Consider the following 23,740-nt stretch of genomic DNA (forward strand, 5'->3'; position numbering starts at 1 on the left):
GGGAGGAATCCAAATGAATCTTCGTGCACCAGCTGTTCCGCTGATTACGGTTGATCCTTATTTTTCCATCTGGTCTATGGCAGACAAGCTCAATGAATCGGACACCAAGCATTGGACGGGCAAGCCACACCGGATGACCGGCACTGTGCTTGTAGATGGAAAAGAATATGTTTTCATGGGCGTTAAGCCGGATAGCCTGCTCATGGAGCAGACAAAATTGGATATTCATGCATTGTCAAGCCAATACGAATTTGCATGTGATGAGATTCGGTTAACCGTTACGTTCACGACTCCATTGCTGTTGGATGATTTGAAACTCATGTCCAGACCGGTGTCTTATATTCATGTGACAACCGAGTCGAACGACGGGAAAAAACATGACGTCACAGTTGCCATCACTGTAGATGGAGAGCTATGCCAAAACTTGAAATATGAGTTTCCGACCGTGTACACGGATCTGAGCGAACCTGGTTTTACTTGCGGCAAGGTGGGCAGCAGAATTCAGCATCCGTTAACCAGAAGCGGGGATGATCTTCGAATTAACTGGGGGTACGTCTATCTCGCATCCAATCATAGCGGCGCTTCAGTAAGCGCTTCCGAAGATATAAACCTCTACGGAACCGTAAATCATGCCATGGGGCTATCGATCGTTCTGGATACGGAGCAGAATGCAGAAGGGCTTTTTGCAGTCGGCTATGACGATATTAAATCGATTGAATATTTTCACGAAAAGCTGGATGCCTATTGGAGAAAAGACGGAGAGACGATTGAAGAGGCGATAAAGCAGGCGCTAAAAGAATATGATACGTTGTATGAAAAATGCGAACGGTTTGCTGAAAAATTGTATCAAGACGCCTCGGCATCGGGAAGCGAAAAGTATGCAGACCTGGTATCCCTCGCTTACCGGCAAGCGATTGCCGCCCACAAAATCGTAGCGGGTCCGGATGGAGAAGTTCTGTTCATTTCCAAGGAGAACTTCAGCAATGGCTGTGCGGCTACGCTTGACGTGACTTACCCATCCATTCCACAATTTTTGCTATATAATCCCGAATTGGTGAAAGGGATGCTTCGGCCGATATTTAAGTACGCATCAACCGATGTTTGGCATTTTGACTTTGCTCCCCACGATGTGGGCACTTACCCGCTTCTGAATGGGCAAGTATACAGCAACGGAACTACGCCCGACTGGCAAATGCCGGTTGAAGAATGCGGCAATATGTTAGTATGCGCTGCGGCGGTCGCGATAGCGGAGCAGGATGTTTCATTTGCGCAAGAAAACTGGGGACATCTTGAAACTTGGTGTCAGTACTTGATCCAAAACGGCATCGATCCGGATAACCAGCTGTGTACGGACGATTTTGCAGGGCACCTGGCCCATAACTGCAACTTGTCGCTTAAAGCGATTATGGGTATCGCCAGCTTTTCTATCTTGAATCGCATGGCAGGAAACGAGGAAAAGGCAGAGGAACTCATGGAACTTGCCCGATCGATGGCGGAGCAATGGAAGTCTATGGCTGCAAACGATGACGGTACGTTCCGTCTGGCGTTCGATCGCCCCGGCTCTTTTAGCATGAAGTATAATGCCATCTGGGATAAAATCTTCGACCTGAACTTATTCCCTGAGGATACGTTCAAGGCAGAGACGCAAGCCTATATCGAGAAGCATTCGGGTACCTACGGCCTTATGCTGGACAATCGCAACACCTACACCAAATCCGATTGGATCGTGTGGAGTGCCGCGCTCTGTGAAGACAAGGATGATTTCAATACGATCGTCGATCGGCTATGGCTCGCTTACGATCAATCGGAGAGCCGCGTTCCGATGACCGATTGGTACCAGACGACCGACGCGAAGATGGTTGGTTTCCAGAACAGATCGGTACAAGGCGGGTTATTTATCAAGCTTCTTATGGATAAGGAGATTTGCAAGCTTCAATCGTAGTCAACGACTTGCATTAGAATAGCGAAATAGTCAAATCCCCCTTTGAGTATTTATTCTGAAGGGGGATTTGCTGTCTTCAGAGGACAAGGTAGATATCAGCTGGAAAATCACCATGCGTGCCAAGAAAGCCAATGGTGACAACGTTGATTTGAGTTAGAGATCCGCGTTCCAATAATATAAACTGACCAGACGCTAACCAAAGGTAGCTTGGAATAATAAGGCGCTTTTTTCTAATTTGATGACATGAAGCATAAACATAAACAAAGGCGAACCTTTAATTCTAAGTAACAGATTCATTGGAGGCTGATGGGATGATGACCGAAGGAGATTGGGTATTTGCCAGCTACAGAGGGCAGAAGGTCACCGGCTTTTTGTTGCTGATGCGGGAATCCACGGTTTTGGTTCAAGCCACAATTCCAAATGATTTGGGAATTATCGAAGTTTCTACGGATCGGATTTCTTGGAATAACAACGCTGTAATATGTATGGACGATTTACCGGAACTTATAGATCTCTCCTTGGATTGGAAAGATAAAGAGTGGTTTGAGAAGTGGACACACGAACTATCGTTATGTAAGCGGTTAACGGATCAAAATGTATCGATGAGGTCGTTCAACCCAATCTGATTATGCCAGGAGAGAACAAGCAGAATTAAAAATTTTGCGAATATTTGATTTCGGTTCTTGTTTTGCACAAATCAAATCTTATAGTACCAATTAACGGAGGTACTAAAATGACCCTTTACGGAAATATACGTGAAATGGATCTCAATAACACAAGAAAAACTGCGACCAGCAAAACCAGTGTAATCAATAACAGTTTTTATCAACAAATGAATTGGGCAAAATTAAAAACAGAACAAAAACTGGCTAGTCAGAACATGCTGGTTCAAATTCCTTTACCTGTCATCTACCGAAAAAACACCTCACAGACTGTTTGGGATTTAACTAGATATTCTTTTTTATTACAAGAACAAATCCCAGAAACCGTCCACCCAAAGCTATGGGAACAGGGAAAGTTAAATCTTCATTCTGGATTGTTTAAGGTAACCGAGAATATTTACCAAGTGAGAGGGTTTGATTTAGCCAATTTGACTGTAGTTAGAGGAAAAAACGGCTGGATTGTCATTGATTGTTTGACATCTCAAGAAACGGCATCTGCTGCACTACAATTATTAAAAGGGTATTTTGGAAGCTTTCATATCAGTACGGTAATTTTTACTCATTCACATGTGGATCATTACGGAGGCGTATTAGGAGTCCTTCCATCAGAACGGCCAGTGAATGTCTATGCGCCAAATGAATTTATGAAATCCGTAATTCAAGAAAATGTGACCACAGGTGTGGCCATGTCTAGACGTAGTGTTTTTATGTACGGGGAACCCTTACCTAATGATGACAAAGGCCAGATAGATGATGGAATTGGTAAAACCTTATCCAAAGGAACAGTGACATTAATACGCAATATACAAGAAATTTCGAACAATACTTTTCAGCCATATGTTGAAAAAGTGATTGATGGAGTGAATATCCAGTTTCAACTGACTCCAGAAACAGAAGCGCCTGCCGAAATGAATTTGTATTTTCCTGACGAGAAGTCATTATGTATTGCCGAGAATTGTACGGCAACTCTGCATAATATTTATACTCTGAGAGGTGCTCAAGTAAGGGATCCTGTTGCTTGGGCAGCTTATTTGCAACAAGCAATTGATTTATTTGGCGATCGCTTAACCAGTGTATTCGGTGTTCATAATTGGCCGCGTTTTGGTACGAAAAATTGTATCGATTATATGGAAAAACAAAGAGATGTATATCAATATATCAATGACCAAACCTTGCGATTGATCAATCTTGGTTACACATTGGAAGAAGTCGGCAGAATGGTAACATTGCCAGAAAGCTTAAGTAACGAATGGTATAATAGCTCCTTTTATGGAACGGTCAATCACAACTCAAAGGCCGTCTATCAAAAATATATGGGTTGGTATAACGGAAACCCAGTCGATTTGAATAAGCTACTCCCAGAAGAATCCGCAGTAAAATACGTGGAATTTATGGGAGGTGAGGAGGCGGTTTTAGAAAAAGCAAAAAAATCTTTCCAAGATGGTGAATATCAATGGGTAGCAGAAGTAACCAAACATGTGATTTTTTCAAATCCAAACAATGAAGCGGCTAAGCTGTTGTGTGCCGATGCATTAGAGCAATTAGGGTATGTAGCTGAATCAGGCCCATGGAGAAATGAATATTTAACTGGAGCTCAAGAGCTGCGTTTCGGAAAAACACCTATTCCTATTTCAACGATAACAAAAGAGGTGCTGGATGTTATCCCTCTTGAAAACATCTTATATTTATTGAGTATTAGAATAAATGGTATTAAGGCAGGAAATTTTGACTTCAAAATTAACTTCGTCATTCCTGACCGAAAGGAAAAGGCTTCGACTGAAGTCAAACGCGGAATCTTCAGATACTTAAAGAGTGAATTAATAGGTAGTTCAGCAGTCACAGTCACCATGTGGAAAGATCAATTATATGAGCTTGTTGCGACAAACAACCGTTTTGGTAACTCCATTATCCTTATCCAGGGAGATAAACACAAATGGTACTCATTCCTAGAAGCCATTGATAAAATTGACCCTAATTTTAATATTATGACCCCTTAAGAATGAGCAGGCCCGGTGTTAAACCGATGCTATATCTGAGCTGCAGGCGTTAAGCTAACGGACAGTTCGTTGAATGAGTTGTAAATTTATCATTTTAAAGGAAGAGCATTTCTTTATAATGAGAAATGCTTTTTTGTTTTTTTATAAAAACGATATTAATTTATTGTAAAACAATAAATGATGTGGCAAAGTAAAAACTGACATCAAATAAGTGAGGTGCACTTATGAAACGAGGAACAACACTCTTTTTGAAGATGGCTGTTATTATGATTGGGATACCCATTCTCGCATTTTGCATATTTTTAGTGCCTAAGATCGGGAATTTTGCTGGTGAATTGTATCCCAAAATAGCTTATATGAAATCTCTCGTTTTAATGGATATGTACGCAGCAGCGATTCCTTTTTACTTTGCTCTGTATCATGCCTTTACACTTTTAAGCTATATTGATAAGAACCAAGCGTTCTCGGAATTATCGGTAAAAGCATTAAAAAATATAAGATACTGTGCCATCACAATCAGTACTCTGTACCTGTTAGGTATGCCACTCTACTATCTCTTGGGAAGGAGAGTTGACCCTCCAAGTTTCATACCAATGGGATGGGTCATTATTTTCGCCTCTTTGGTGATCGCCGTGTTTGCTGCGGTTCTCCAAAGACTTTTACAAGAAGCTATTCATATAAAATCAGAAAATGATTTAACGGTCTGAAGTGGAGCTTATGGCGATTTATTCGGGCCAAAATATTAATCCCTTTACTTAATCGATGATCGAGGCGTATAATCCGTTAAGACATCGGAGTAAGGAGAGGGAAGTTGATGATGAACAACGGGTTGGTCAATGCTATTATTGCGTATATTATGTGGGGGATTCTCCCGCTTTATTGGAAGTTGTTTAACGATGTGCCGGCAGGCGAGATACTGTCACATCGGGTTGTCTGGTCATTCGTCTTTATGGGTATTTTCGTCGCAGTCCAGCGTCGCTGGGGTGACATGAAACGGATTGCGTCTAGCCGCTCGCTCCTGCTGTCGCTCACCGCTAGCGGACTGCTGATCGCTGCCAATTGGCTCATCTTCATCTGGGCGGTCAACAACGACCATGTCGTTGAGACAAGTCTTGGCTATTATTTGAACCCGTTGGTGAACGTGCTGCTTGCGGTTGTCTTCCTTCGTGAGAAGCCAAACCGTGGCCAATGGCTCGCGATTGCCATCGCTGGCGCCGCGGTTCTCCTCATCGCCATCGATTACGGACGGTTCCCATGGATTTCAATCTCACTGGCTGCGACGTTTGGCTTGTACGGCCTCGCGAAGAAAAAGATCGGACAAGACGCTTCTGTAGGATTGCTGTCGGAGACAGCTGTAGTCCTGCCCGTTGCGCTTGGCTACTGGATCTATTTGGCCGCCGTGGGAAAAACGACAGCATGGACGCTGCCTGTGTCCACTTTCGTCGAACTGCTACTTTCCGGCGTGGTAACAGCGCTACCGCTGCTTTTCTTTGCGCGTGCGGCCGCCCGGATGGCCCTGTCTACACTCGGCTTCGTACAATATATCGGGCCGACAATCATGCTGTTACTGAGCGTATTCGTGTTCAAAGAATCGGTCTCGCCGGTTCTTCTCATCGGCTTTGCGCTCATCTGGACAGCGCTTGTCGTATACGCTGCAGCATCGGTTCGCGGCACGAAACTCGCGAAGGCTCGATGACGGCGGCAAAATGTCTACCCGGGTACCGTTATATCAGCCATTTCCGTCCGCTGGGGGGAGATGGCTGTTTTCTGTTCGGGGTTAAACGAACGGCGTACAATACATACGAGTCATTGACAAAAATAAATACCCCATATATAGTGTAGTCATCTACATGAATTCAAGGAGAAACCTATGCCAAGCGTATTCGAAATGTACCCCTATAGCCTATACATCAAAGTTATTGCACAACGGGTCCGGGAAATCATCGACCAGCTTCTGAAGGACCACGGCTTGAATAGCTCGCAAGCGATTCTTCTCTCGCATATTCATCAATCCATAGAGGAGCATATAGAGATCAATCGAAAGTATCTTGAAAAAACAATGGCTTTAAGCGGTCCGTCTGTGACGAATTTATTGAACGGTTTGGAAAAGTCCGGATTCATTACGCGTAATAGCAACCCTAAGGATGGACGCAACCTCCGTATTGACATAACAGATAAAGCCAAACAATTTCTTAGCGAGAGGAGTGATGCCTTCTCGAAATCTGAAGAATTGATCACACAAGGGATGTCTGATGCCGAAAAAGCCATGTTTGTTTCTTTGCTGACCCGTGCTTTTGAAAACGTCGAAAAATAGCCGCCGAATGGATGAGTTTACCACATGTGATTATTTTTTTGAACAAATATGTAGACGGCTACATAATTTTATTTTAAAGTTCAGGAGGTTTCCATAATGAATGATCAACCAAGCGGACTGGAGCTATCCAGAATCGGACTCGGCTGCGGCCATATGTCAAATGTCAATGAAGCTGCCAAAAGTGCAGGCGTTGCTGCTATTCATACCGCTTTTGAGAGTGGAATCAATCATCTCAACACAGGGGACTTTTACGGTGCCGGCCGAAGCGAGATGGTCATCTCCGAAGCGCTCAAGGGGTACAAAAGGGATGACTATTTTATATCGCTGAAGTTCGGTGCATTGAATACGCCAAGCAGCTCCTTGTACGGACTGGATGTTTCCCCCCAACATGTTAAAAACTATCTTGCCTATTCGCTCACACGACTCAATCTTGACTATATTGATCTGTATCAGCCCGCAAGAATCGATCTGGGTATTCCTGTAGAAGAAACGATCGGCGCCATTTCTGATTTGGTTAAGGCCGGCTATGTCGGACAGATTGGAGTCAGCCAAGTTGACGCAGAAACGTTGAGAAGAGCGCATGTGACGCATCCGATCAGCTGGGTGGAAGTCGAATACTCGCTTTTTAACCGAAGCATCGAGAAAGAACTTTTGCCGACTGCGAGGGAATTGGGCATCGGCGTTGTTGCTTTTGGGGCATTGGCTCATGGTCTTCTTGCCGGCCAATGGACAGATGAGCGGATCGAAAAGAGCAAGGGCGGCTATGTTCCGTTGTTTTTTGAAGAGAATATAGGAAAGAACGTTGCCCTGGCCAAAAAACTGGAAGAGATCGCCGTAAAAAAACAAATGACGTTATCCCAACTGGCGTTTGCGTGGATATTATCCAAAGGGGAAGACATCATACCGCTTATCGGTACCGTATCGCCGGTTCATCTTCAAGAAGCTTTGCAATCACTCGATATTCATTTGACCGAAGAAGATATCAAGGAAATAGAAGACGCAATACCAGAACAGGAGATCGCCGGCGCTTCTTTTCCCAATATGCAATTTAGAAACGGGAAGACTGTTTCCGTATAAACACGATCATACAAATGAAAGGATGTTGTTTGTTATGATTATTGTTACCGGAGCCAATGGGAAATTGGGGCGGGCCGTGGTAGAACAACTACTCAAGCGTGTACCAGCCGAGGAGATCGGTGTCAGCGTCCGTGATCCGAATCAAGCACAAGAGCTTCGAGAACGTGGAGTTCGTGTCCGTCGGGGCGACTACGACGATGCCGAGAGTCTGCACCACGCTTTTGAGGGGGCGTCACAGGTTCTCATCGTTTCGTCCGGCATCATGGGCGAGGCTGACATCCCGCATGGCATTCAGCAGCATCAAACCGCGATTGACACGGCAAAGAGGGCAGGGGTTACTCGGGTGCTATACACAAGTCATATAGGTTCTTCCCCAACATCACACTTCGCCCCTATGATTCACCATGCGGCTATGGAAAAACTGTTGAAAGCTTCAGGTATGGCCTTCACATCGCTCCGTAATGGCTACTACGCCGCATCGGCACTCCTGTTGATCGGTGAAGCCATAAAAACAGGGGAACTGATCGCTCCTGAGGATGGTCCGGTTGCCTGGACAGCCCACTCCGATTTGGCCGAGGCTGCGGCGGCGATCATCAGCGAGCAGAAACTGGATGGCATAACCCCCAATCTCACGGGATCCGAGGCCATTGACATGGAAGGGATTGCATCAATCTCTTCCGAGGTCTTGGGGCGGACCATCCGCCGAATCGTTGTGTCGGACGAAGAGTTTCGAGATCGCATGATGGCTCAAGGCGTGCCGGAAGCGAGTATAAATATGCGGATGGGGATGTTTCTGGCAAGCCGGCAGGGCGACTTCGCACAAGTCGATCCGTCTCTGGCTGATTTGATCGGCCGGCCTCCGAAAAGTTTTAGAGAGGTCCTGAAAGAGTCGATTTCTCAACAGCAAGGTTGATTGCGTTAAAAATGAAGGAGCAGTTTTGCCGGCGGCAGCTGCTCCTTTATTCAGCTGATGGGCAGAAAAGTTTAAAGATTAGATAGATCATTATTGTAAATGAATTTTGTTCCCAAAGAAAAAACAAAATCGGGATCATGAACTTACTTAAGCAACTCTTCCAACTGTTCTTCGGTTCCCGAGTTTTCAAGTGGCGTGAACACCCTCATTGCAAAAGCGCTGCTTTCAGAAATTGTAAACGTATGGTAACGGAAAGTCAGCTGGCCAGCTTCAGGAAGATGGATTATTTGTTCTCCTTCCAAAATACCGGAAACATCTTGTCGATCCCATAACGTCCTGAACTCCTCGCTCCTGTCATATAACTTGTCGAATAGCTCTTGGAACCACGAATCGTTCATGTACAAGGCAAACCGATTTCTGAAAAAAGCCACCATCGTAGAGGAGACATTCTCCCAGTTAACGATGCGGGACTTGTTGTCTTCGACCTCGAAGACGCGCCAGAGCATATTTCTTTCGAGCTCCGGGGCTCGGTTTAAGTCTCCGCACAACGTACCCGATATTCGGTTCCAAGCAAGAACGTTCCAGTGCCTGTCGATAATGTAGGCCGGGTAAGTTCCCATTCTGTCCAGAATCCGCTGAAGGGAAGTGGGAACGGAATCATCCGCTTTCGGCTGAGGAAGTGAGGAATGATTGGCCAATACGAACAGATGGTTACGTTCGTCGCTGCTAAGCCGTAATGTTCGTACCAAGCTTTCCAAGACTTGCTCAGACACATGAATGTCCCGGCCTTGCTCCAGTGCGGTATACCACGGCAAGGAGATGCCTGATAAGCTTGCCACTTCCTCCCGTCTTAAGCCCGTTATGCGACGGCGCGATGTTTCAACCAGCAACCCCGCCTCTCTTGGGGATAAACGCAAGCGGCGTGACCGGAGAAAGTCAGCCAATTGTTTACGTCTTCTTTCATCATTCATCACGAAGTTCCCTCTCCATATGGTGATAGAATTTATAGCAGTATAAATTCAGATCTATTTGTTGGTACTATGACTCATTATAATCTACTTATCTTCCGTCGTGAAGGAGAGTCGGAGATAAGACAAGCTGTATCGAAATTCGCATTGAGCAGCTGTTCGCGGCTGAAGAGAATCATATTGCAAGGTCGGTCCAACTATCGAAAACGGAGGAGAATATTATGGTGAAATCGGAACAGATCGAACGTAGGCATTGTTTCAAGGGAAAGCGTGTTGTTGTTCTTGGAGGAACGTCCGGAATCGGGTTTGCGGCAGCCGAAGCCGCTGCACGGGAAGGGGCATCCTTGGTCGTAGTGTCCAGTCAAAAAGAAAGAGTGGACCGTGCTGTTTCACGTTTGCCTGAAGGTACCCAGGGATATGCGGTTGATATGACAAATGAGGAACAAGTTCGTCAATTTTTCAGCGAAATCGGGGAATTCGATCACTTGGTCTTTACTGCCGGCGATCCATTGATGGTTGAAAGTCTGGACGCCACCGACGTCGACACAGCGCAACGATGGTTTAACGTGCGATACTGGGGAGCGTTCATGGCCGCTAAATACGGCAGCCGAAATATCAGACGGGGAGGGTCAATCACGTTGACTTCCGGTGTTGCCGGAGTTCGTCCACAGAAGGGATTTACTGTCTCAGCCAGCATATGCGGTGCCGTTGAGTCGCTCACCAGGGCGTTGGCCGTCGAGCTGAGCCCGCTTCGCGTCAACGCCGTTTGCTTCGGACTTATGCGCACCGAGTTGTGGGACGATATTCCTGAGGAACAACGGAACGCAATGTATGAACATACTGGGAAATCATTGCCTGTTGGGCGAGTCGGTGAACCGGAGGACGGCGCTGAGGCGTTTCTCTACTTAATGCGCGAGAAATATTCCACCGGTCAGATCATTGTCGTAGATGGCGGTTCTACGCTGGTTTAAGTTACTTGAAATATGAACGGTAAACGTAAGCCTCTTCCATAAAAACCCACCCGGAAGAGGCTTTACCTCAAATTATCTCCGCTTTACTCTTACACAAATCGTTAATTCCCTACGATGTATCGTTAGCTAGAGGGCTCCTGGAAAGTAATCGGAATAAGCATTCAAGTGTTACTTTAACTTCCAGGCGAGAGCATTGGCTGAAGGGATATAACGGGTCACAACAAGAAGAGCCCCTGGAAAACCGGAGCTCTTCATCATCACTGCCAATTCCGCTTATAAAGCACAACGTACGCTAACGGGCAGGATAGCGTGATGACTTTCTCGAAATACTTCATCTAAGATTATCTGCCCATACCGTTGAAGCAGAGTGAAACAAGGAGGAAAAGATAATAGAGTTTATGAGAAATCAATTAGAACAAGACATTATTTCAACAGCGGAGAGCTTTGCGGAAAATTTTTCGGATCGGGGTCATTTTGATTTTAGTATTCAAAGTCTACGAAAGCTAGACGATATTCTCGAAGAGTTATGTGATTATAAACTGGATAACGACGCATTGAATTCTGTTTCATCTATGGCTGGAAGCTACATCTTTGAAGTGGCAAGAAGGAATTATGGAGGCCAATACTATTGGGTACAGGATAGAGAGCAACCGGTTTTGGTTACCGGTGAGCCTGATTATTCAATTTCTATATTTGCATTCGATAAAGTTAAAGGCAGAATCCAGAACAGTAAAGAAGATGAGATTCCATATTATTTTGACGGCTATATTGAGGCAGTTAAAAAAGGTAAGAAAACCGGATACCGTGCTACTATAGTTTAGAACTCATGATCCCAATACAGTGAAGGACAAAAGTTCGTGGTTACATTCGATATGAATGTGCCAGGCGAACAGTCGCAGCAATAGGCAGGAGAAACAAGTACCTCTTTACATTCAGGGCTTTTACGCTGACCCCGACTCATGATCGGGGCTTTTTTTGTTTTGTATGGATGATTGCGTAGACAGTAAGCGTCTTACTAATTTGAAAGGGAGATGTAAGGAAAGTCGATAGCTTAGGCCAGCCTCGCAGGATAACATTGGAGCAAACGAAAAGATTTTCTTAATGGAGGAATCGAGATGAGGCTGTTTGAACTGTTGCTTTTGTTGTCAAACATCGGCTTGTTTATCATAACAGTCCTATTGAAAGAAGGACGGCGTCGAGTTCCAGTATTCGTTGTAAGCGGGATCGCCACGCTTGTACTGGTCATTCATTGGACGGTGGAAGGATACAGAGTTCAGCTCTTATTCTCATATGGTATAACGGTCATGTTTTTAGCCATATCAGGTTATCGTTATTTTAATAAAAAAGGCCCAAAGAAAATCCCGCGATTCATGTTGAGATCCGTTTATACCGCAATAGTAATCATGCTGGTCATCACAGCGGGTCTCATGTATGCTTTCCCGGTGTTTAAACTACCTGAGCCGACAGGCAATTTTAAGGTGGGTACGCAAACTTTTCATCTCGTGGATACAAAAAGGGAAGAGATTTTCGACGAAGCTAGAGATCGTAAGAGAGAATTGATGGTTCAGGTATGGTATCCAGCTCAAGCAGGCACTGGCAAATACGCTCCCTTTATTCCCGATACCCCGATTTTACGTTATATGGCTGCGAACTATGGCCTTCCCGGGTTTACATTTCAACACCTGAAGTATGTATCCAGTCATGCTTATTCGGATGCTGAAATATCTTCGGCACAGACATCATACCCGCTGATTCTTGCGAATCCCGGCAACGGTTCTTCCAGGTTCCTCCACACGTCGCAAGCCGAAAATCTTGCGAGCCACGGATATATCGTAGCCGTGATCGACCACACCTACAATACATTTGCAACTGAGTTTCCGGACGGTCGAATCACGACCAGCACAACCGACCATTTATTCTCGCCCGACCATGATTACGCGACGGAAAGAGAGAATCGCGACAAGTTGGGAAAAGTGTTAACCGACGATGTGGCTTTTGTGCTGGACCAATTCGAGCTCATCCAATCGGGGCAGATACCAAGTCAACTACATGGGAGGATTGACCTCGGTCATGTCGGAGTGTTCGGTCATTCCATCGGCGGAGCGACGGCCTATGATGCTGCTTACGATCCGCGCATTGCGGTGGGAATAGACCTTGATGGAGGGCTTTATCGTCTGCGTGACAAAGAGGGGCTGCGAAAGCCGTTTTTATTCATCAACTCGGAAAGCTATTTCGAACAATTAACAAGGGTGATGAATAACCGGGCCTACACGGATGAAGAGCTTAACCGTATGGGGTCAACAAGAGAGTGGGAGGATCAAGTAGCGGCGGATAAAAAGGTGGAGCTTGAACGGATGCGCGAAACGGTCGAGGAAGGGGGACAAGTCCTCTATATCGAGAATACGGAGCATTTGAATTTTACTGACATACAGTTCATTTCTCCGATTTTTAAGATGCTGGGCATTACAGGAAAGATAGCCCCGGAAAGAGCGAACACCGTTATCAATGCCTATATGATGGATTTCTTCGATATGTATCTGAAAAATCAAGGCGGAAAGTTAATGAAAGGAGCGGATAGCCGCTTTCCGGAGGTGAACCGGATGCGATAATGAAGAAGGGAAATCCACCTAGGATCTCCCTTCTCTGAACTACATACTTTAGACCAAGCTCTTGCTAAACGCAAGGCTTAGAAGTTGATTACCAAGCGTAAATGCCTTTCTCATCCAGAAACTCGCCGTTATGGCGTTTGCCATCTATGACATAACCCACGATAATGGCAGCAGCGGCTTCCTTGGATTTACCGCCTGCTGCATTGCCGTTGAGATCGGTGGTTGTAAACCCTGGCGTTACCGCAAATACTTGAGCGCCGCTGTTTCTAACTTCATAAGCCATCGATAAGGTCATGGCATTGTTTGCCGTTTTGGAGGAATTATAATCAAAAGCGTTTAGAGTGGATTCCGCATTTTGCATATGGTCCAAGGAGGCCATGTCGGTTGAGACGTTGATGATAGTTCCTTCGTTGTGCTTGATCAACGGGAACAGACGCTGGTTCAAACGGAAAGTACCGAAAAAGTTAACTTCAAAGGCGTTCCGCAAATTCTCCTCTTTAGTATCCGTAAACGAGCGTGAGAATGCACCAGGCATGCCAGCGTTGTTAATCAGCAGCTTCAGGTCAGGATAGTTTTGTTGGATCGTATTGGCAGCTTGTTCGATAGACTCTAAGGATTCCATATCTACTTGTACAAATTCTACGTCGAGCCCTTTGGAAGTCAACTCAGATACGGCTGCTTCGCCGCGTTCGGTGCTGCGGGCGCCTAGAATGACTTTCCAGCCGGCTTCACTCAGCTGCTTAACGATTTCAAATCCGATTCCTTTATTGGCTCCGGTTACGAAGGCGGTTTTTTTCATTCAAATCCCTCTTTCTGTATATTGGTTATGCTACCTGATTTATAAGTTACTATGCTACACTTAGTGTAGGTCAACATAAACTTTTTTATAAATGAGGGGTTATATGCTTACAATCGGAGAAGTAGCAAAATCAGTCGGAATCAACATCGGTGCGATCCGTTTTTATGAGAGAAAAGGACTGCTGGAACCGGCTGCGCGCAGCGAGCAGAATAACCGTTTATATACGGAGAACGAGTTGAATTTGCTGGTGTTTATCAAATGTCTGCGTGAAACCGGAATGAGTGTGGAAGATATCAAAATGTATTATGACAAGGTCAAAGAGGGTACATCGACCCTTCCGGAACGAATTCAACTGATTCAAGACCAGAAGCAAAAGCTGCTGGATGACATTGAAGCGAAGAAAAACCAGCTCGTCCATTTGGAACAAAAGCTGGAACGGTATTATCGCGGGGAAAATTATTAGACAGCATACACACTTATAGCGATGTTATCGATTAGGCACCGAAAGAGCTTCTGCTGCTGCCCGGGCGATGCACTCCGCAACAGCGAGCTGATCGACGTATCGATGTTAATGTCTTCGCTCGAATCAGGTTGATATTTTGAGGGAAATGAATAAGGAATGGATACGAGCTTTTAGATAAACTGCCCCTAGACTTGAACGTAACTGTTCGAGCGCTAGGGGTTTTTTATTAGGGAGAGCTATTCGGAGGGTTCTCAAGAGTTTTCATCATAAGTGGAACATGAAGCAGATCTGTTCAAATATCGACTCGGGCGAAAGGCCGCGGACATCTCTTTGGATAGAATAAAAGTCACGGCTAAGCACCATCTGGAGCATATCGGCTTTAAAAACACTGTCACTGTCTGCACTTAATGTCTCGGAAGCTGCCATCTTATCGAATAACGACACAAAAATTTTGTTCAGCTCATTGTAGATGGGGCTGCTTGTCCGCGACTTGGGTCGGTTTGTCTGCGAGGAGTCCTCGACGCCGATCAAGAGCTGCGATTTCTTCTCCCGGAACCGGATGAACAAACGGATAAAATATTTCAATTGCTCTTGCGCCGGCTCCGTGCGGTGTTGCTCCAGGTAGGACTCGTATTCTTCGAATAGAAGGTCGGCGCTGTCGCGGATCAAATCCAGGCACAATTCACTTTTGTTTTTGTATCGGCGATAGAGCGTTCCAGGCCCGACCTGCGCTTCCGATGCGATCTGGTTCATGCTGACGGCTTCTACACCATGCTGTTCAAACAGCCGAAGCGCCGCATCCAAGATGCGCTGACGATTCGCCGCCGCGTCGCGGCGTTCGGAACGGGGTGGGGATGTATCGGTTTCTTTCATCTGTACATCACGTCCTTGAATTCGATTTCGATCACGGTTGACAAGTGGAGATGTCTCCGCTTAATATGAAGTGGAGGGTTCTCCGCTTAATCATACCATATGGACTAGGAGTGTTCAACGAATGACACAGATCAATTCTGCTTTGTTAGTTATGGACTTGCAGAACGCTATTGCCGGGCACCTTGGCGACAAGCAAGCGCTGTTCCCGTACAAGATAGCGCTGGAAGCCGCACGCAATCACAACATTCCGGTCATCTTCGTGCGAGTTGCCTTCCGCGAAGGCTATCCGGAGATCAGCCCGATGAACCGAATGTTCGCGAGAGCGGCTCAATACGGCGGCATGACGGTGAACGACGAGACGACGCAAATTCATCCGGAGCTGGCGCCTGAGCCAGGAGAGCCGATCGTTACCAAGAAGCGCGTCAGTGCCTTCGCCGGCAGCGATCTGGAGATGATTCTTCGCGCTAAGGGCATCAACCAGCTTATTCTGAGCGGCATCTCCACGAGCGGCGTTGTACTGTCGACGTTGACGGAAGCAGCGGATAAAGATTATCAGCTTACCGTTCTATCCGATGCTTGCTTCGATCACGATCCAGAAGTGCACCGCATTCTGCTCGAGAAAGTATTCACCAAACGGGCGGATGTTGTGACGGTAGACGCGTGGGTCGATACTTTGGTGTAAAGAAGGCGCATTTGTAATGCAGATATGGAAAAGAAATTTATGGGTCTGCTGGTTCGGCATGTTTATGACGGGTGTAGGCATGAGCCAGATCGCGCCTGTTTTACCTCTCTTCATTAAGCAGCTCGGCGTTGAGAACGCATCCTGGATCTCCCAATTGTCTGGCGTCGCATTCGGTGTGACTTATATTATCTCCGCTATATTCTCGCCGATCTGGGGACGCGCGGCAGACAAATATGGTCGCAAGCCTATGCTGCTCAGAGCCAGCCTTGGCATGGCGATCGTCATCGGCTGCATGGGCTTCGCGCCGAATGTCTACTGGCTGATCGGCTTAAGGTTGCTGCAAGGCGTCATTACAGGCTATGGCACGGCCTGCACAACGCTGATCGCGACCCAGACAAGCAAGGAACATTCGGGTTGGGCTCTGGGCACGCTATCAACGGCCAACATCGCGGGCTCTCTGCTCGGACCGTTGATCGGCGGCTTAATCGAAGAGCATTTCGGGATGCAGAACATTTTCTACATCACAGGTGGCTTCATGTTCATCGCCTTCCTGACGACCTTATTCTTCGTGAAAGAGACGTTCGTCCGTACGGAAAAAAAGGTGCCGAGCTTCAAGGAAGTCTGGGCTCAAGTTCCGCAGCCAAGCTTAACGATCACCTTGTTCATTACGTACTTCGTAATGTCGATCGCCACGTATTCGGTCCAACCGGTGCTTACGGTCTTTGTCGATCAGATTGCACATGATCTGGGCCACGTCGCATTGATTTCAGGAGCGATTTTCTCGGCTTCGGGATTGGCTACTATCATTGCTGCTCCTCGGTTGGGGAAGCTGTCAGATAAGATCGGGGCACATAAGATCATGCTCTTCACGCTGCTCGTGGCAGGTATATTGTTCATCCCGCAGGCGTTCGTCCATAATCCTTGGGAACTGTTGGCGCTTCGCTTCCTGCTAGGATTGGCGGCAGGCGGGCTAAATCCATCGGTTAACGTCTTACTGAAGAAGATCACGCCGTCCAATCTGACCGGCCGCGTGTTCGGATTGAATATGTCGGCTGCCTATCTTGGCGTCTTTGGCGGTTCGGTGCTTGGCGGTCAAATTGCAGGGCATCTCGGCGTCCGATATGTTTTCATTGTCACTGGCGCACTGCTCTTAATGAATGCCGTTTGGGTTTACTTTAAAGTGTACGGCGAGCTGCAGAGGGAGAAATTGCTAGAATAACGCTAAGAAACAAAGCACAGAACAAGGGGCCAGAGTCGCGACCCGATAAACGAAAGGAGCGCATACAATCATGCAGATCAAGTGGTATGGCCATTCGTCATTCCTGTTCACTTCGGACGCTGGAACCAGGATTCTTATCGATCCCTACTATAAGTTCCTCGGCTACCGCATGCCGGTCCCGATCGAATCGGACATCGTCGTCGTGACCCACGATCACAGCGATCACAATAAGATTCAAGCCGCCTCAGGCGATTACTTGGTCGTGAACGAGCCGAAGGAGTACAGCGTAGGAGACGTGGATATTAGCGGCTTCCGCACGTTCCACGACAAGGTGAACGGTCAGAAAAGAGGCCCGAACATCGTGTTCCGCTTCCGGATGGACGGGTTGACGATCTGCCACTGCGGGGATCTGGGCCATCTGCTAACGGAGGAGCAAGTGAACGCCATCGGCTCGGTGGATGTCCTCCTCGTTCCCGTGGGCGGAAGGATGACGCTGGACGGGGCGGAGGCGGCACAGGTGATGCGGCAATTGCAGGCGACCGTGGCAATTCCGATGCACTACAGCACGAAGGCGCTCGGCCTACTCGGGCGATTGTTCTTCGCTAAGGAGGATAAATTTCTCCAGGCTGTAGGGGCGAAGACGACTCACGTTCAGACGCTGAACTTGTCCAAGGAGAACGTGCCCCAATATGCCGGGACCGTGACGATGGAGTATAAATAGCAGTCAACCAGCTTTCGCCAGGAAGCTGGTTTTTTCCTTTTCCCCTCAAGCTTGGATGCTGCCTCCGAATGAACTATGCGAGGAGCTGGGGCAAACTTCTAAGCCGATCGGTCTCCTTTATCCCGGCTTTGTTTAAGCTCGATCCAAGGTGAAGAAAGGCTTGTGGATGTGCCGTACGGTTTAATCAAAGTTTCATGTTAGTTGATTTTTTCAACTGAAATTGATTACGACTCCATTGTCATCATTCCACTCCTTTCGTTAGACTTATTAACGGAAGGTGATGAAAATGAGGGAAATCAATATCGCCGAGGTGCTTGCTCGAAAACGAAAAGAAAAGGGCATGACCCAGGAGGATGTCTCCAATTTTATAGGAGTATCGAAAGCCTCGGTCTCCAAATGGGAAACAGGCCAAAGTTACCCGGATATAACAATGCTGCCGCTTCTTGCCTCATTCTTTAATACAACCATTGATGATTTAATGGATTATCGACCGCAATTAGAATCGGATGATATTCGAAAATTATGCGATCAGTTATCCCGTGCTTTCGATTCACAACCATTGGATGAAGCCTTGAACCATTGCCGTGAAATAACGAAGAAATACTGCGCCTGCTTTCCGTTGCTAAAAAAAGTGGGGATGTTGATTCTAAACCACAGTACACTCTTGCAAGATGTCTCTGAGATGAATGTGTTGATCCAAGAGGCAAAGAAGCTTTTTATTCGAGTGAAAGAAGAAAGTGACGACATAGAGCTCATCCATCAAGCCGTGTATTTGGAAGCAAGCTGCTGCATGGCCCTTGGCGATCCTAATAAGGCACTGGACCTGCTTGGGGAAATGAACGCGCCACTCATGCCCGTCGAATGGATCAAATCTTACGCATACCAAATGCTGGGCAACACGGATAACTCGAAAACTTTCCTGCAAATGGGCATGTACCGGCATGTCACTACATTGTTCGGACTTATGATCTCTTACTTAATGTCTTCGGTGGATCACATTAAAACATTCGAGGAGATCTATCGACGAGCACTTGCCCTAGCGGAAGCCTTCGATTTTAAGCATCTAAACCCTAACCTGTATGCAAACCTTTTTCTTACAGCTGCTCTAGGGTATACGACTCTGGGAGATAAAGAACAGGCGCTGGATAACCTCAAACGATTCACAGAACTCGCAGCTCGTCATCAGAAGCGGACTGCAGCAGGCGGGGACTCCTTTTTTGACTTGATCCATGATCAGTTAGCAGAGTGGGGCTCGGGGATGTGGTTCATGGGCAATACACAGCACCAGCGAAAAAAGATGTACGAAATGATTGCGAATCATCCTGAGCTATCTGCGTTTCTGGATGATCCCCGTTTCAAAAAAGTATTGGAGAAGCTCATCTGCAACGTTTGGGGGAATTTCGTTGAATTTGACGATCCCCTCTAAAGCAATAAGTAGAATCGGACCGTGGAAGAATCTTTTTAAACTAGTTCCCTTTATCGGAAAGTACCGACTGTCCTTTATGTTCGGGGTAGGCGCTGTTCTGGCGAGTTCGATTTTGACAGTTCCCATCCCGTATCTAACAGGGATATTGCTTGATCGGGTTTTATTAAAAGATAAGAACATCAACGACATGTTTTTGTTGTTAGGCATGATGGCTGTTCTATATCTGGTGCAGTATGCATTTTCTCTTTTATCTGGATGGTTGTTTGTTAAAATAAGTTATTCGATCGTTAACGAGTTAAAGTATTTGGTCATGTCAAAAGTACTATCATTGCCAATGAGTTACCTCTCAACCACCGAAAAAGGATACCTCCAGGGACGAGTGGCTGAATGCAATTCAGTTGGAAATGCCTTTTCGCCAGTCATTATCAGTATGGTGCTTAGCGTATTAAATGCCATGTTTGCAGTGATCACGATGTTCGCCATTAATTATAAAATATCTTGCGTAGTTATTGTTTTAGTACCTATCTTCATTTTTATATCCAAATCATCCAACAAAAAATTTTTGAACAGCACAAGGGAAATGATGGAGTCGTCCGCTGTTTTAAGCGGGGAAGTCTTTGAATCCATGAATGGCATAGAGGACATTAAAATTCTCGGCGGTAAAGAGACGCAGCTCTTCAAATTTAAATCCAAGATGAATGAGCTGTTTCACCATAGCGTCAAACAAAACAAGTCATTGATTTTTTTAACTGAAAACGTCAGCTTGTTAAACAACCTGTTCACCCTAATCATATTGTTAATCTCCGGCATCCTCATCTTAAAAGGGCAATTTACGGTTGGCATGTACACATCATTTTCCCTATACACTACAAAAGTGTTTGCCAGTGCACAAAGTCTCACATCCTTGAATACGATCTTGAAACCGGTTTGCTTGAGTGTCGAAAGAATTTACCAGCTATTGGACATGGAGGACGAAAACAGTGGTAAGGTTGTCGAGTTGAATTCAAGGATTGAAACGATAGAATTCCTCCGTGTAGGATATCGGTATCGATCGGATCTTCCTCTGGTCTTTAATGACTTGACATTCTCGTTCATGAGAGGGGATAAGGTTCTTCTTCTTGGGGATAACGGTACGGGAAAAACGACACTTATTAAACTTTTATTAGGGTTGTACCAGCCTGCCTTCGGAATCATTCGCTTTAACGGAATCCATGCCTCATCGATTCAAAGCGACTCATTAAGGCAAAGAATTGGTGTGGTATCCCAGAGTACCTTTCTCTTCCGTGGGACTGTGTTGGACAATATTTTATACGGGCAAAATTGTAACCGCAGCACTGTTGAAAACCTGATTGACGAACTTGGGTTGAAAGAGTATATAGACAGGATGCCAAAAGGACTGGATACCGAAATCAATCAAAACACTTCAGGTGTCTCGGGTGGTCAGGCTCAAATCATCGCTTTTATACGAGCCATGCTTGCCGACAAGGATGTATTAATATTAGATGAACCCACAGCTAACGTCGACGAAGAGACTCGACGCATCATCATTCACTCCCTACGGGAACAGCGATATATGGGTATATTGATTGTGATCTCGCATCAAATGGACGGAATGGACTTTTTCAATAAAACCATTCATATGACGAAGACCTTATAAAACCGAGAGAACTCCTTAATGGGGCTCATTTACAGAATCAACGGCAAGTGGTCAAACGATCAGTTGCCGTTAATAGCCGCGTAAAATGCGGCTTTTTCCGTAGCCAATAAAGTCACTGTGGTGAATAATAGCCTACTCCTGTTACCCGCATAAACGGAGTTACAACGCTAACTGGCTACATGCGTTAAGCTAACGGGCAGGATCGTTCAAGACCATATAGGTAAAAGATCCGAAAATATCGTGGGAATTCATGATGTGGTAGAGAAGTGGTCATAATGTTTTCAAAAAATCCTTTCGGAAGCGCGCTCCGAAGGATTTTGATGTCTGTTCTATCGAAGCCTAATTCAACATTATATCAAAGCGAATGCAATCAGTAATGTTTAGCTATATAAGCTATCCTTCATTTGCCGGACTTGCTCTTCCATCTCTTGCTTGACGACAGCCAATGCATTCATTTTTCTGTTGACTTCTAGCAGCATTTCTTCATACATTTGGATCATTTCCCGACAAACCTTCTCTGCTTCATCTTTATAATACCCGTCCGTACACTTTAAGGTTTTTTCTATTTGTTTTGTCGTCAATCCTAAGTTGAAGTAAGTTTTGATCGTTTTGATGCGCTCTATGGAAGCTTCATCGAACTCCCGAAAACCAATTTTTTAGACGGGAAGCAGTGAGTAAATTGGTTGCTTCATAATGTCGGATTGATCGGGTACTAGCGCCAGTTATTTTAGACAATTGGCTTATTTTCATAGAAATGGCTCCTTTCAAGTGGTATGCTCGGACTAACGTTAGTTATCGTGAGGTTTACGAATCAGCTCTGCTAAATACGAGAAATCTTGCTTGCCGTAGCCCAAATCGATCGCCTGACGGACAAGATTTTTCGCGGCGATTAGTACTCCAACTTCGATGCCGCGGGCTTTGGATGCATGGATAATGTTATCCATTACAGCCTCGGTGGAGATGAGGTTGGATTCAATTCCTGGGTAATGGCTGTTGTCGACCTGATTTGCAAATTCAACCATTATATCGGGCATCATGCCGATGATTTTTCTAGCATAAGGCACGAGATCCGTCGCCGTGATATTCTCCGCACTGGCCATGGCAAGGGCGTGGATGTAACCGGTCATCGATGTCCAGAAAATATCCAGTAATGCTACATCGTATGCTGCTGCACGGCCTGGATCAATACTAAGATATGAGGCAGTGCCTCCCAGACTCATTAGTGTTCTCTGGTGTGTAAGATAAGCATTCTCAGAACCGCTGTACAAAATAGACGCTTCCGGTTGACCAACTGCAGGGACTATAATCGCACCGTCGAGGTAGTTAAATCCGCCTTTTGCAGCCCATGCAGCCATTTGCCTCGCTCCATCCGGGGAACCACTGGTGAGATTTACCAAAGTTCGACCTTTCAGAGAAGCAGCCGAATACTCGAGAATAGAGTATACGGCATTGTAATCGAGTACACAAACGATTACCAACGGGCTTGCCGCAACCGCATCGGCAACCGTATCTGCAACAGTCGCTCCTTGGCTGACAAGCTCGTCTGCTTTACCTTTGGTGCGGTTCCATACTGTAGTCGGATGGCCATTTTGTAAAAATGCAGCAGCCAACATTCGGCCCATTGGACCAAGACCAATGACCGTAACCGGAGAGCGATCAGCAGGGGGGTTCATCGTTTGGTTATTATCATACATACAAATATCTCCTCTCCAACTATTGTTCAGAGTTAATTGTAAATTATGACACTAATGTAATAGCAACGGTAAAGTGCGATGTGAAATATCTATCTCAATCAAAGAGGATTATTGGGCCAATACCTTCTGAAATAGCTTTAATTATTTCTGAGGCAATAAGACAAGGATGGAAACCCAAGGAGCAAGGTGCTTTATTAAGTTCAAACTTTCTGAAAACAAGCTTATGGCGCTAAACTAAGGGGAGCTTTTTCATGCAAAGACGATCCTATTCGGCTTCTGAGAAACTTACGATCCTAATAGAAATTGAGCGTGGTGAGATTGGTTTTAATGCTGCATGTCAGAAGTATAGCATTCACAACCCGACGTTATGGAAATGGCAGCGTCAATACAAACTGTACGCTTGCAAAGGATTGGAGAATCGTAATCGAAATCGAAGTTATAGTGCGGAGCTTAAGCTACAGGCGGTGCTGGATTATTTATAAGGTGGTTTGTCTAAGTACCAGGTTATCGAAAACACTGTCTTGCAGGCAGCCCCAGGAAGCAAGCCAATGCTTCATAGCGACAGCGGTTTCCAATACACATCGCTGGACTTTAAAGCGCGCTTGGACGAAAGCGAACTGTCTCAGAGCATGTCTCGAGTTGGGCGATGCATCGATAATGGCCCCATGGAATCATTTTGGGAAACTCTAAAATGCGAGAAGTATTATTTGCATACGTACCACACTTTTGATGAGCTCGAAAAGGACATTATTT

Annotated in this window: 22 protein-coding genes; 17 read left to right on the plus strand and 5 right to left on the minus strand. The window is 45.9% G+C overall.

Annotation, left to right across the window (positions count from 1 at the left end):
* Window positions 1-13: 13 nt before the first annotated feature.
* The 8 genes from K2F33_RS22435 to K2F33_RS22470 all read left to right on the plus strand — a co-directional run bounded on the left by K2F33_RS22435 (window position 14) and on the right by K2F33_RS22470 (window position 8,905).
* Entirely contained in the window at window positions 14-1,942 is a 1,929-nt protein-coding gene (locus K2F33_RS22435; RefSeq protein ID WP_263878661.1) for a glutaminase domain-containing protein, read from the plus strand.
* Window positions 1,943-2,253: 311 nt separating this feature from the next.
* The gene (locus K2F33_RS22440; protein ID WP_263878663.1) at window positions 2,254-2,568 is read left to right on the plus strand and encodes an IDEAL domain-containing protein; all 315 of its coding nucleotides are present in this window, start codon (window positions 2,254-2,256) and stop codon (window positions 2,566-2,568) included.
* Between the two features lie 107 nt (window positions 2,569-2,675).
* Complete coding sequence (locus tag K2F33_RS22445) at window positions 2,676-4,601, plus strand: alkyl/aryl-sulfatase (RefSeq protein ID WP_263878664.1); 1,926 nt, start codon at window positions 2,676-2,678, stop codon at window positions 4,599-4,601.
* A 224-nt stretch (window positions 4,602-4,825) separates the two neighbouring features.
* Complete coding sequence (locus K2F33_RS22450; protein ID WP_076165082.1) at window positions 4,826-5,308, plus strand: DUF2975 domain-containing protein; 483 nt, start codon at window positions 4,826-4,828, stop codon at window positions 5,306-5,308.
* A 110-nt stretch (window positions 5,309-5,418) separates the two neighbouring features.
* The gene (gene rarD / locus K2F33_RS22455; RefSeq protein WP_263882423.1) at window positions 5,419-6,297 is read left to right on the plus strand and encodes an EamA family transporter RarD; all 879 of its coding nucleotides are present in this window, start codon (window positions 5,419-5,421) and stop codon (window positions 6,295-6,297) included.
* A 174-nt stretch (window positions 6,298-6,471) separates the two neighbouring features.
* Window positions 6,472-6,915: a MarR family winged helix-turn-helix transcriptional regulator gene (locus K2F33_RS22460; protein WP_076165084.1), complete on the plus strand. Its 444-nt coding sequence runs from the start codon at window positions 6,472-6,474 to the stop codon at window positions 6,913-6,915.
* Between the two features lie 96 nt (window positions 6,916-7,011).
* On the plus strand, window positions 7,012-7,992 hold the full coding sequence (locus K2F33_RS22465) for an aldo/keto reductase (RefSeq protein ID WP_263878665.1): 981 nt from the start codon (window positions 7,012-7,014) through the stop codon (window positions 7,990-7,992).
* Window positions 7,993-8,026: 34 nt separating this feature from the next.
* Complete coding sequence (locus K2F33_RS22470) at window positions 8,027-8,905, plus strand: SDR family oxidoreductase (protein ID WP_263878666.1); 879 nt, start codon at window positions 8,027-8,029, stop codon at window positions 8,903-8,905.
* A 143-nt stretch (window positions 8,906-9,048) separates the two neighbouring features.
* Here K2F33_RS22470 and K2F33_RS22475 read toward each other — a convergent pair whose 3' ends face one another.
* A complete protein-coding gene (locus K2F33_RS22475) occupies window positions 9,049-9,876 on the minus strand; it encodes a helix-turn-helix transcriptional regulator (RefSeq protein WP_263882424.1) in 828 nt (275 codons plus the stop codon).
* Window positions 9,877-10,094: 218 nt separating this feature from the next.
* Between K2F33_RS22475 and K2F33_RS22480 the strand changes: the two genes are divergently transcribed.
* From K2F33_RS22480 to K2F33_RS22490, 3 genes are all read left to right on the plus strand, one after another.
* Entirely contained in the window at window positions 10,095-10,844 is a 750-nt protein-coding gene (locus tag K2F33_RS22480) for an SDR family oxidoreductase (protein WP_263878667.1), read from the plus strand.
* A 398-nt stretch (window positions 10,845-11,242) separates the two neighbouring features.
* Complete coding sequence (locus tag K2F33_RS22485) at window positions 11,243-11,665, plus strand: hypothetical protein (protein ID WP_263878668.1); 423 nt, start codon at window positions 11,243-11,245, stop codon at window positions 11,663-11,665.
* Between the two features lie 294 nt (window positions 11,666-11,959).
* Window positions 11,960-13,453 carry an alpha/beta hydrolase family protein gene (locus K2F33_RS22490; RefSeq protein ID WP_263878670.1) on the plus strand — a complete coding sequence of 498 codons (1,494 nt, stop codon included), beginning with the start codon at window positions 11,960-11,962 and terminating at the stop codon, window positions 13,451-13,453.
* 88 nt (window positions 13,454-13,541) lie between these two features.
* Here K2F33_RS22490 and K2F33_RS22495 read toward each other — a convergent pair whose 3' ends face one another.
* Window positions 13,542-14,252 (minus strand): SDR family NAD(P)-dependent oxidoreductase, encoded by a 711-nt coding sequence (locus tag K2F33_RS22495; protein WP_263878672.1) that lies wholly within the window; start codon window positions 14,250-14,252, stop codon window positions 13,542-13,544.
* Window positions 14,253-14,355: 103 nt separating this feature from the next.
* On the opposite strand from K2F33_RS22495, the gene K2F33_RS22500 reads away from it, so the two are divergent.
* A complete protein-coding gene (locus K2F33_RS22500; protein ID WP_263878673.1) occupies window positions 14,356-14,715 on the plus strand; it encodes a MerR family transcriptional regulator in 360 nt (119 codons plus the stop codon).
* 264 nt (window positions 14,716-14,979) lie between these two features.
* Here the strand turns inward: K2F33_RS22500 and K2F33_RS22505 are convergent, their stop codons facing one another.
* Complete coding sequence (locus K2F33_RS22505) at window positions 14,980-15,588, minus strand: TetR/AcrR family transcriptional regulator (RefSeq protein ID WP_076165104.1); 609 nt, start codon at window positions 15,586-15,588, stop codon at window positions 14,980-14,982.
* A gap of 121 nt (window positions 15,589-15,709) precedes the next feature.
* On the opposite strand from K2F33_RS22505, the gene K2F33_RS22510 reads away from it, so the two are divergent.
* The 5 genes from K2F33_RS22510 (at window position 15,710) to K2F33_RS22530 (ending at window position 21,293) form a co-directional block, all read left to right on the plus strand.
* Window positions 15,710-16,270: a cysteine hydrolase family protein gene (locus K2F33_RS22510; RefSeq protein WP_263878674.1), complete on the plus strand. Its 561-nt coding sequence runs from the start codon at window positions 15,710-15,712 to the stop codon at window positions 16,268-16,270.
* A 16-nt stretch (window positions 16,271-16,286) separates the two neighbouring features.
* Window positions 16,287-17,489 carry a multidrug efflux MFS transporter gene (locus K2F33_RS22515; RefSeq protein WP_263878675.1) on the plus strand — a complete coding sequence of 401 codons (1,203 nt, stop codon included), beginning with the start codon at window positions 16,287-16,289 and terminating at the stop codon, window positions 17,487-17,489.
* 70 nt (window positions 17,490-17,559) lie between these two features.
* Window positions 17,560-18,210, plus strand: coding sequence for an MBL fold metallo-hydrolase (locus K2F33_RS22520; RefSeq protein ID WP_263878676.1), 651 nt, complete (start codon window positions 17,560-17,562; stop codon window positions 18,208-18,210).
* Window positions 18,211-18,496: 286 nt separating this feature from the next.
* Entirely contained in the window at window positions 18,497-19,636 is a 1,140-nt protein-coding gene (locus tag K2F33_RS22525; RefSeq protein ID WP_263878677.1) for a helix-turn-helix domain-containing protein, read from the plus strand.
* Window positions 19,614-21,293 (plus strand): ABC transporter ATP-binding protein, encoded by a 1,680-nt coding sequence (locus tag K2F33_RS22530; RefSeq protein WP_263878678.1) that lies wholly within the window; start codon window positions 19,614-19,616, stop codon window positions 21,291-21,293. The genes K2F33_RS22525 and K2F33_RS22530 overlap by 23 nt, the downstream gene beginning before the upstream one ends.
* A gap of 630 nt (window positions 21,294-21,923) precedes the next feature.
* Here the strand turns inward: K2F33_RS22530 and K2F33_RS22535 are convergent.
* Window positions 21,924-22,043, minus strand: a complete 120-nt coding sequence (locus K2F33_RS22535; protein WP_263878679.1) for a MerR family DNA-binding transcriptional regulator — start codon at window positions 22,041-22,043, stop codon at window positions 21,924-21,926.
* Between the two features lie 38 nt (window positions 22,044-22,081).
* On the minus strand, window positions 22,082-22,987 hold the full coding sequence (locus K2F33_RS22540) for an NAD(P)-dependent oxidoreductase (protein WP_263878680.1): 906 nt from the start codon (window positions 22,985-22,987) through the stop codon (window positions 22,082-22,084).
* Between the last annotated feature and the right edge of the window lie 753 nt (window positions 22,988-23,740).

The sequence above is a fragment of the Paenibacillus sp. PSB04 genome, assembly GCF_025809195.1.
Lineage (GTDB): Bacteria > Bacillota > Bacilli > Paenibacillales > Paenibacillaceae > Paenibacillus_AQ > Paenibacillus_AQ favisporus.

What these genes read in the sequence shown, in the direction of transcription:
- K2F33_RS22470 (WP_263878666.1), top strand. Translation starts at nt 8,027, where the DNA reads ATGATTATTGTTACCGGAGCCAATGGGAAATTGGGGCGGGCCGTGGTA.
- K2F33_RS22520 (WP_263878676.1), top strand. Translation starts at nt 17,560, where the DNA reads ATGCAGATCAAGTGGTATGGCCATTCGTCATTCCTGTTCACTTCGGAC.
- K2F33_RS22490 (WP_263878670.1), top strand. Translation starts at nt 11,960, where the DNA reads ATGAGGCTGTTTGAACTGTTGCTTTTGTTGTCAAACATCGGCTTGTTT.
- K2F33_RS22535 (WP_263878679.1), bottom strand. Translation starts at nt 22,043, where the DNA reads ATGAAAATAAGCCAATTGTCTAAAATAACTGGCGCTAGTACCCGATCA.
- K2F33_RS22480 (WP_263878667.1), top strand. Translation starts at nt 10,095, where the DNA reads ATGGTGAAATCGGAACAGATCGAACGTAGGCATTGTTTCAAGGGAAAG.
- K2F33_RS22450 (WP_076165082.1), top strand. Translation starts at nt 4,826, where the DNA reads ATGAAACGAGGAACAACACTCTTTTTGAAGATGGCTGTTATTATGATT.
- K2F33_RS22475 (WP_263882424.1), bottom strand. Translation starts at nt 9,876, where the DNA reads ATGAATGATGAAAGAAGACGTAAACAATTGGCTGACTTTCTCCGGTCA.
- K2F33_RS22505 (WP_076165104.1), bottom strand. Translation starts at nt 15,588, where the DNA reads ATGAAAGAAACCGATACATCCCCACCCCGTTCCGAACGCCGCGACGCG.
- K2F33_RS22445 (WP_263878664.1), top strand. Translation starts at nt 2,676, where the DNA reads ATGACCCTTTACGGAAATATACGTGAAATGGATCTCAATAACACAAGA.
- K2F33_RS22465 (WP_263878665.1), top strand. Translation starts at nt 7,012, where the DNA reads ATGAATGATCAACCAAGCGGACTGGAGCTATCCAGAATCGGACTCGGC.
- K2F33_RS22495 (WP_263878672.1), bottom strand. Translation starts at nt 14,252, where the DNA reads ATGAAAAAAACCGCCTTCGTAACCGGAGCCAATAAAGGAATCGGATTT.
- K2F33_RS22460 (WP_076165084.1), top strand. Translation starts at nt 6,472, where the DNA reads ATGCCAAGCGTATTCGAAATGTACCCCTATAGCCTATACATCAAAGTT.
- K2F33_RS22515 (WP_263878675.1), top strand. Translation starts at nt 16,287, where the DNA reads ATGCAGATATGGAAAAGAAATTTATGGGTCTGCTGGTTCGGCATGTTT.
- K2F33_RS22440 (WP_263878663.1), top strand. Translation starts at nt 2,254, where the DNA reads ATGATGACCGAAGGAGATTGGGTATTTGCCAGCTACAGAGGGCAGAAG.
- K2F33_RS22500 (WP_263878673.1), top strand. Translation starts at nt 14,356, where the DNA reads ATGCTTACAATCGGAGAAGTAGCAAAATCAGTCGGAATCAACATCGGT.
- K2F33_RS22540 (WP_263878680.1), bottom strand. Translation starts at nt 22,987, where the DNA reads ATGTATGATAATAACCAAACGATGAACCCCCCTGCTGATCGCTCTCCG.
- K2F33_RS22510 (WP_263878674.1), top strand. Translation starts at nt 15,710, where the DNA reads ATGACACAGATCAATTCTGCTTTGTTAGTTATGGACTTGCAGAACGCT.
- rarD (WP_263882423.1), top strand. Translation starts at nt 5,419, where the DNA reads ATGAACAACGGGTTGGTCAATGCTATTATTGCGTATATTATGTGGGGG.
- K2F33_RS22525 (WP_263878677.1), top strand. Translation starts at nt 18,497, where the DNA reads ATGAGGGAAATCAATATCGCCGAGGTGCTTGCTCGAAAACGAAAAGAA.
- K2F33_RS22485 (WP_263878668.1), top strand. Translation starts at nt 11,243, where the DNA reads ATGAGAAATCAATTAGAACAAGACATTATTTCAACAGCGGAGAGCTTT.
- K2F33_RS22435 (WP_263878661.1), top strand. Translation starts at nt 14, where the DNA reads ATGAATCTTCGTGCACCAGCTGTTCCGCTGATTACGGTTGATCCTTAT.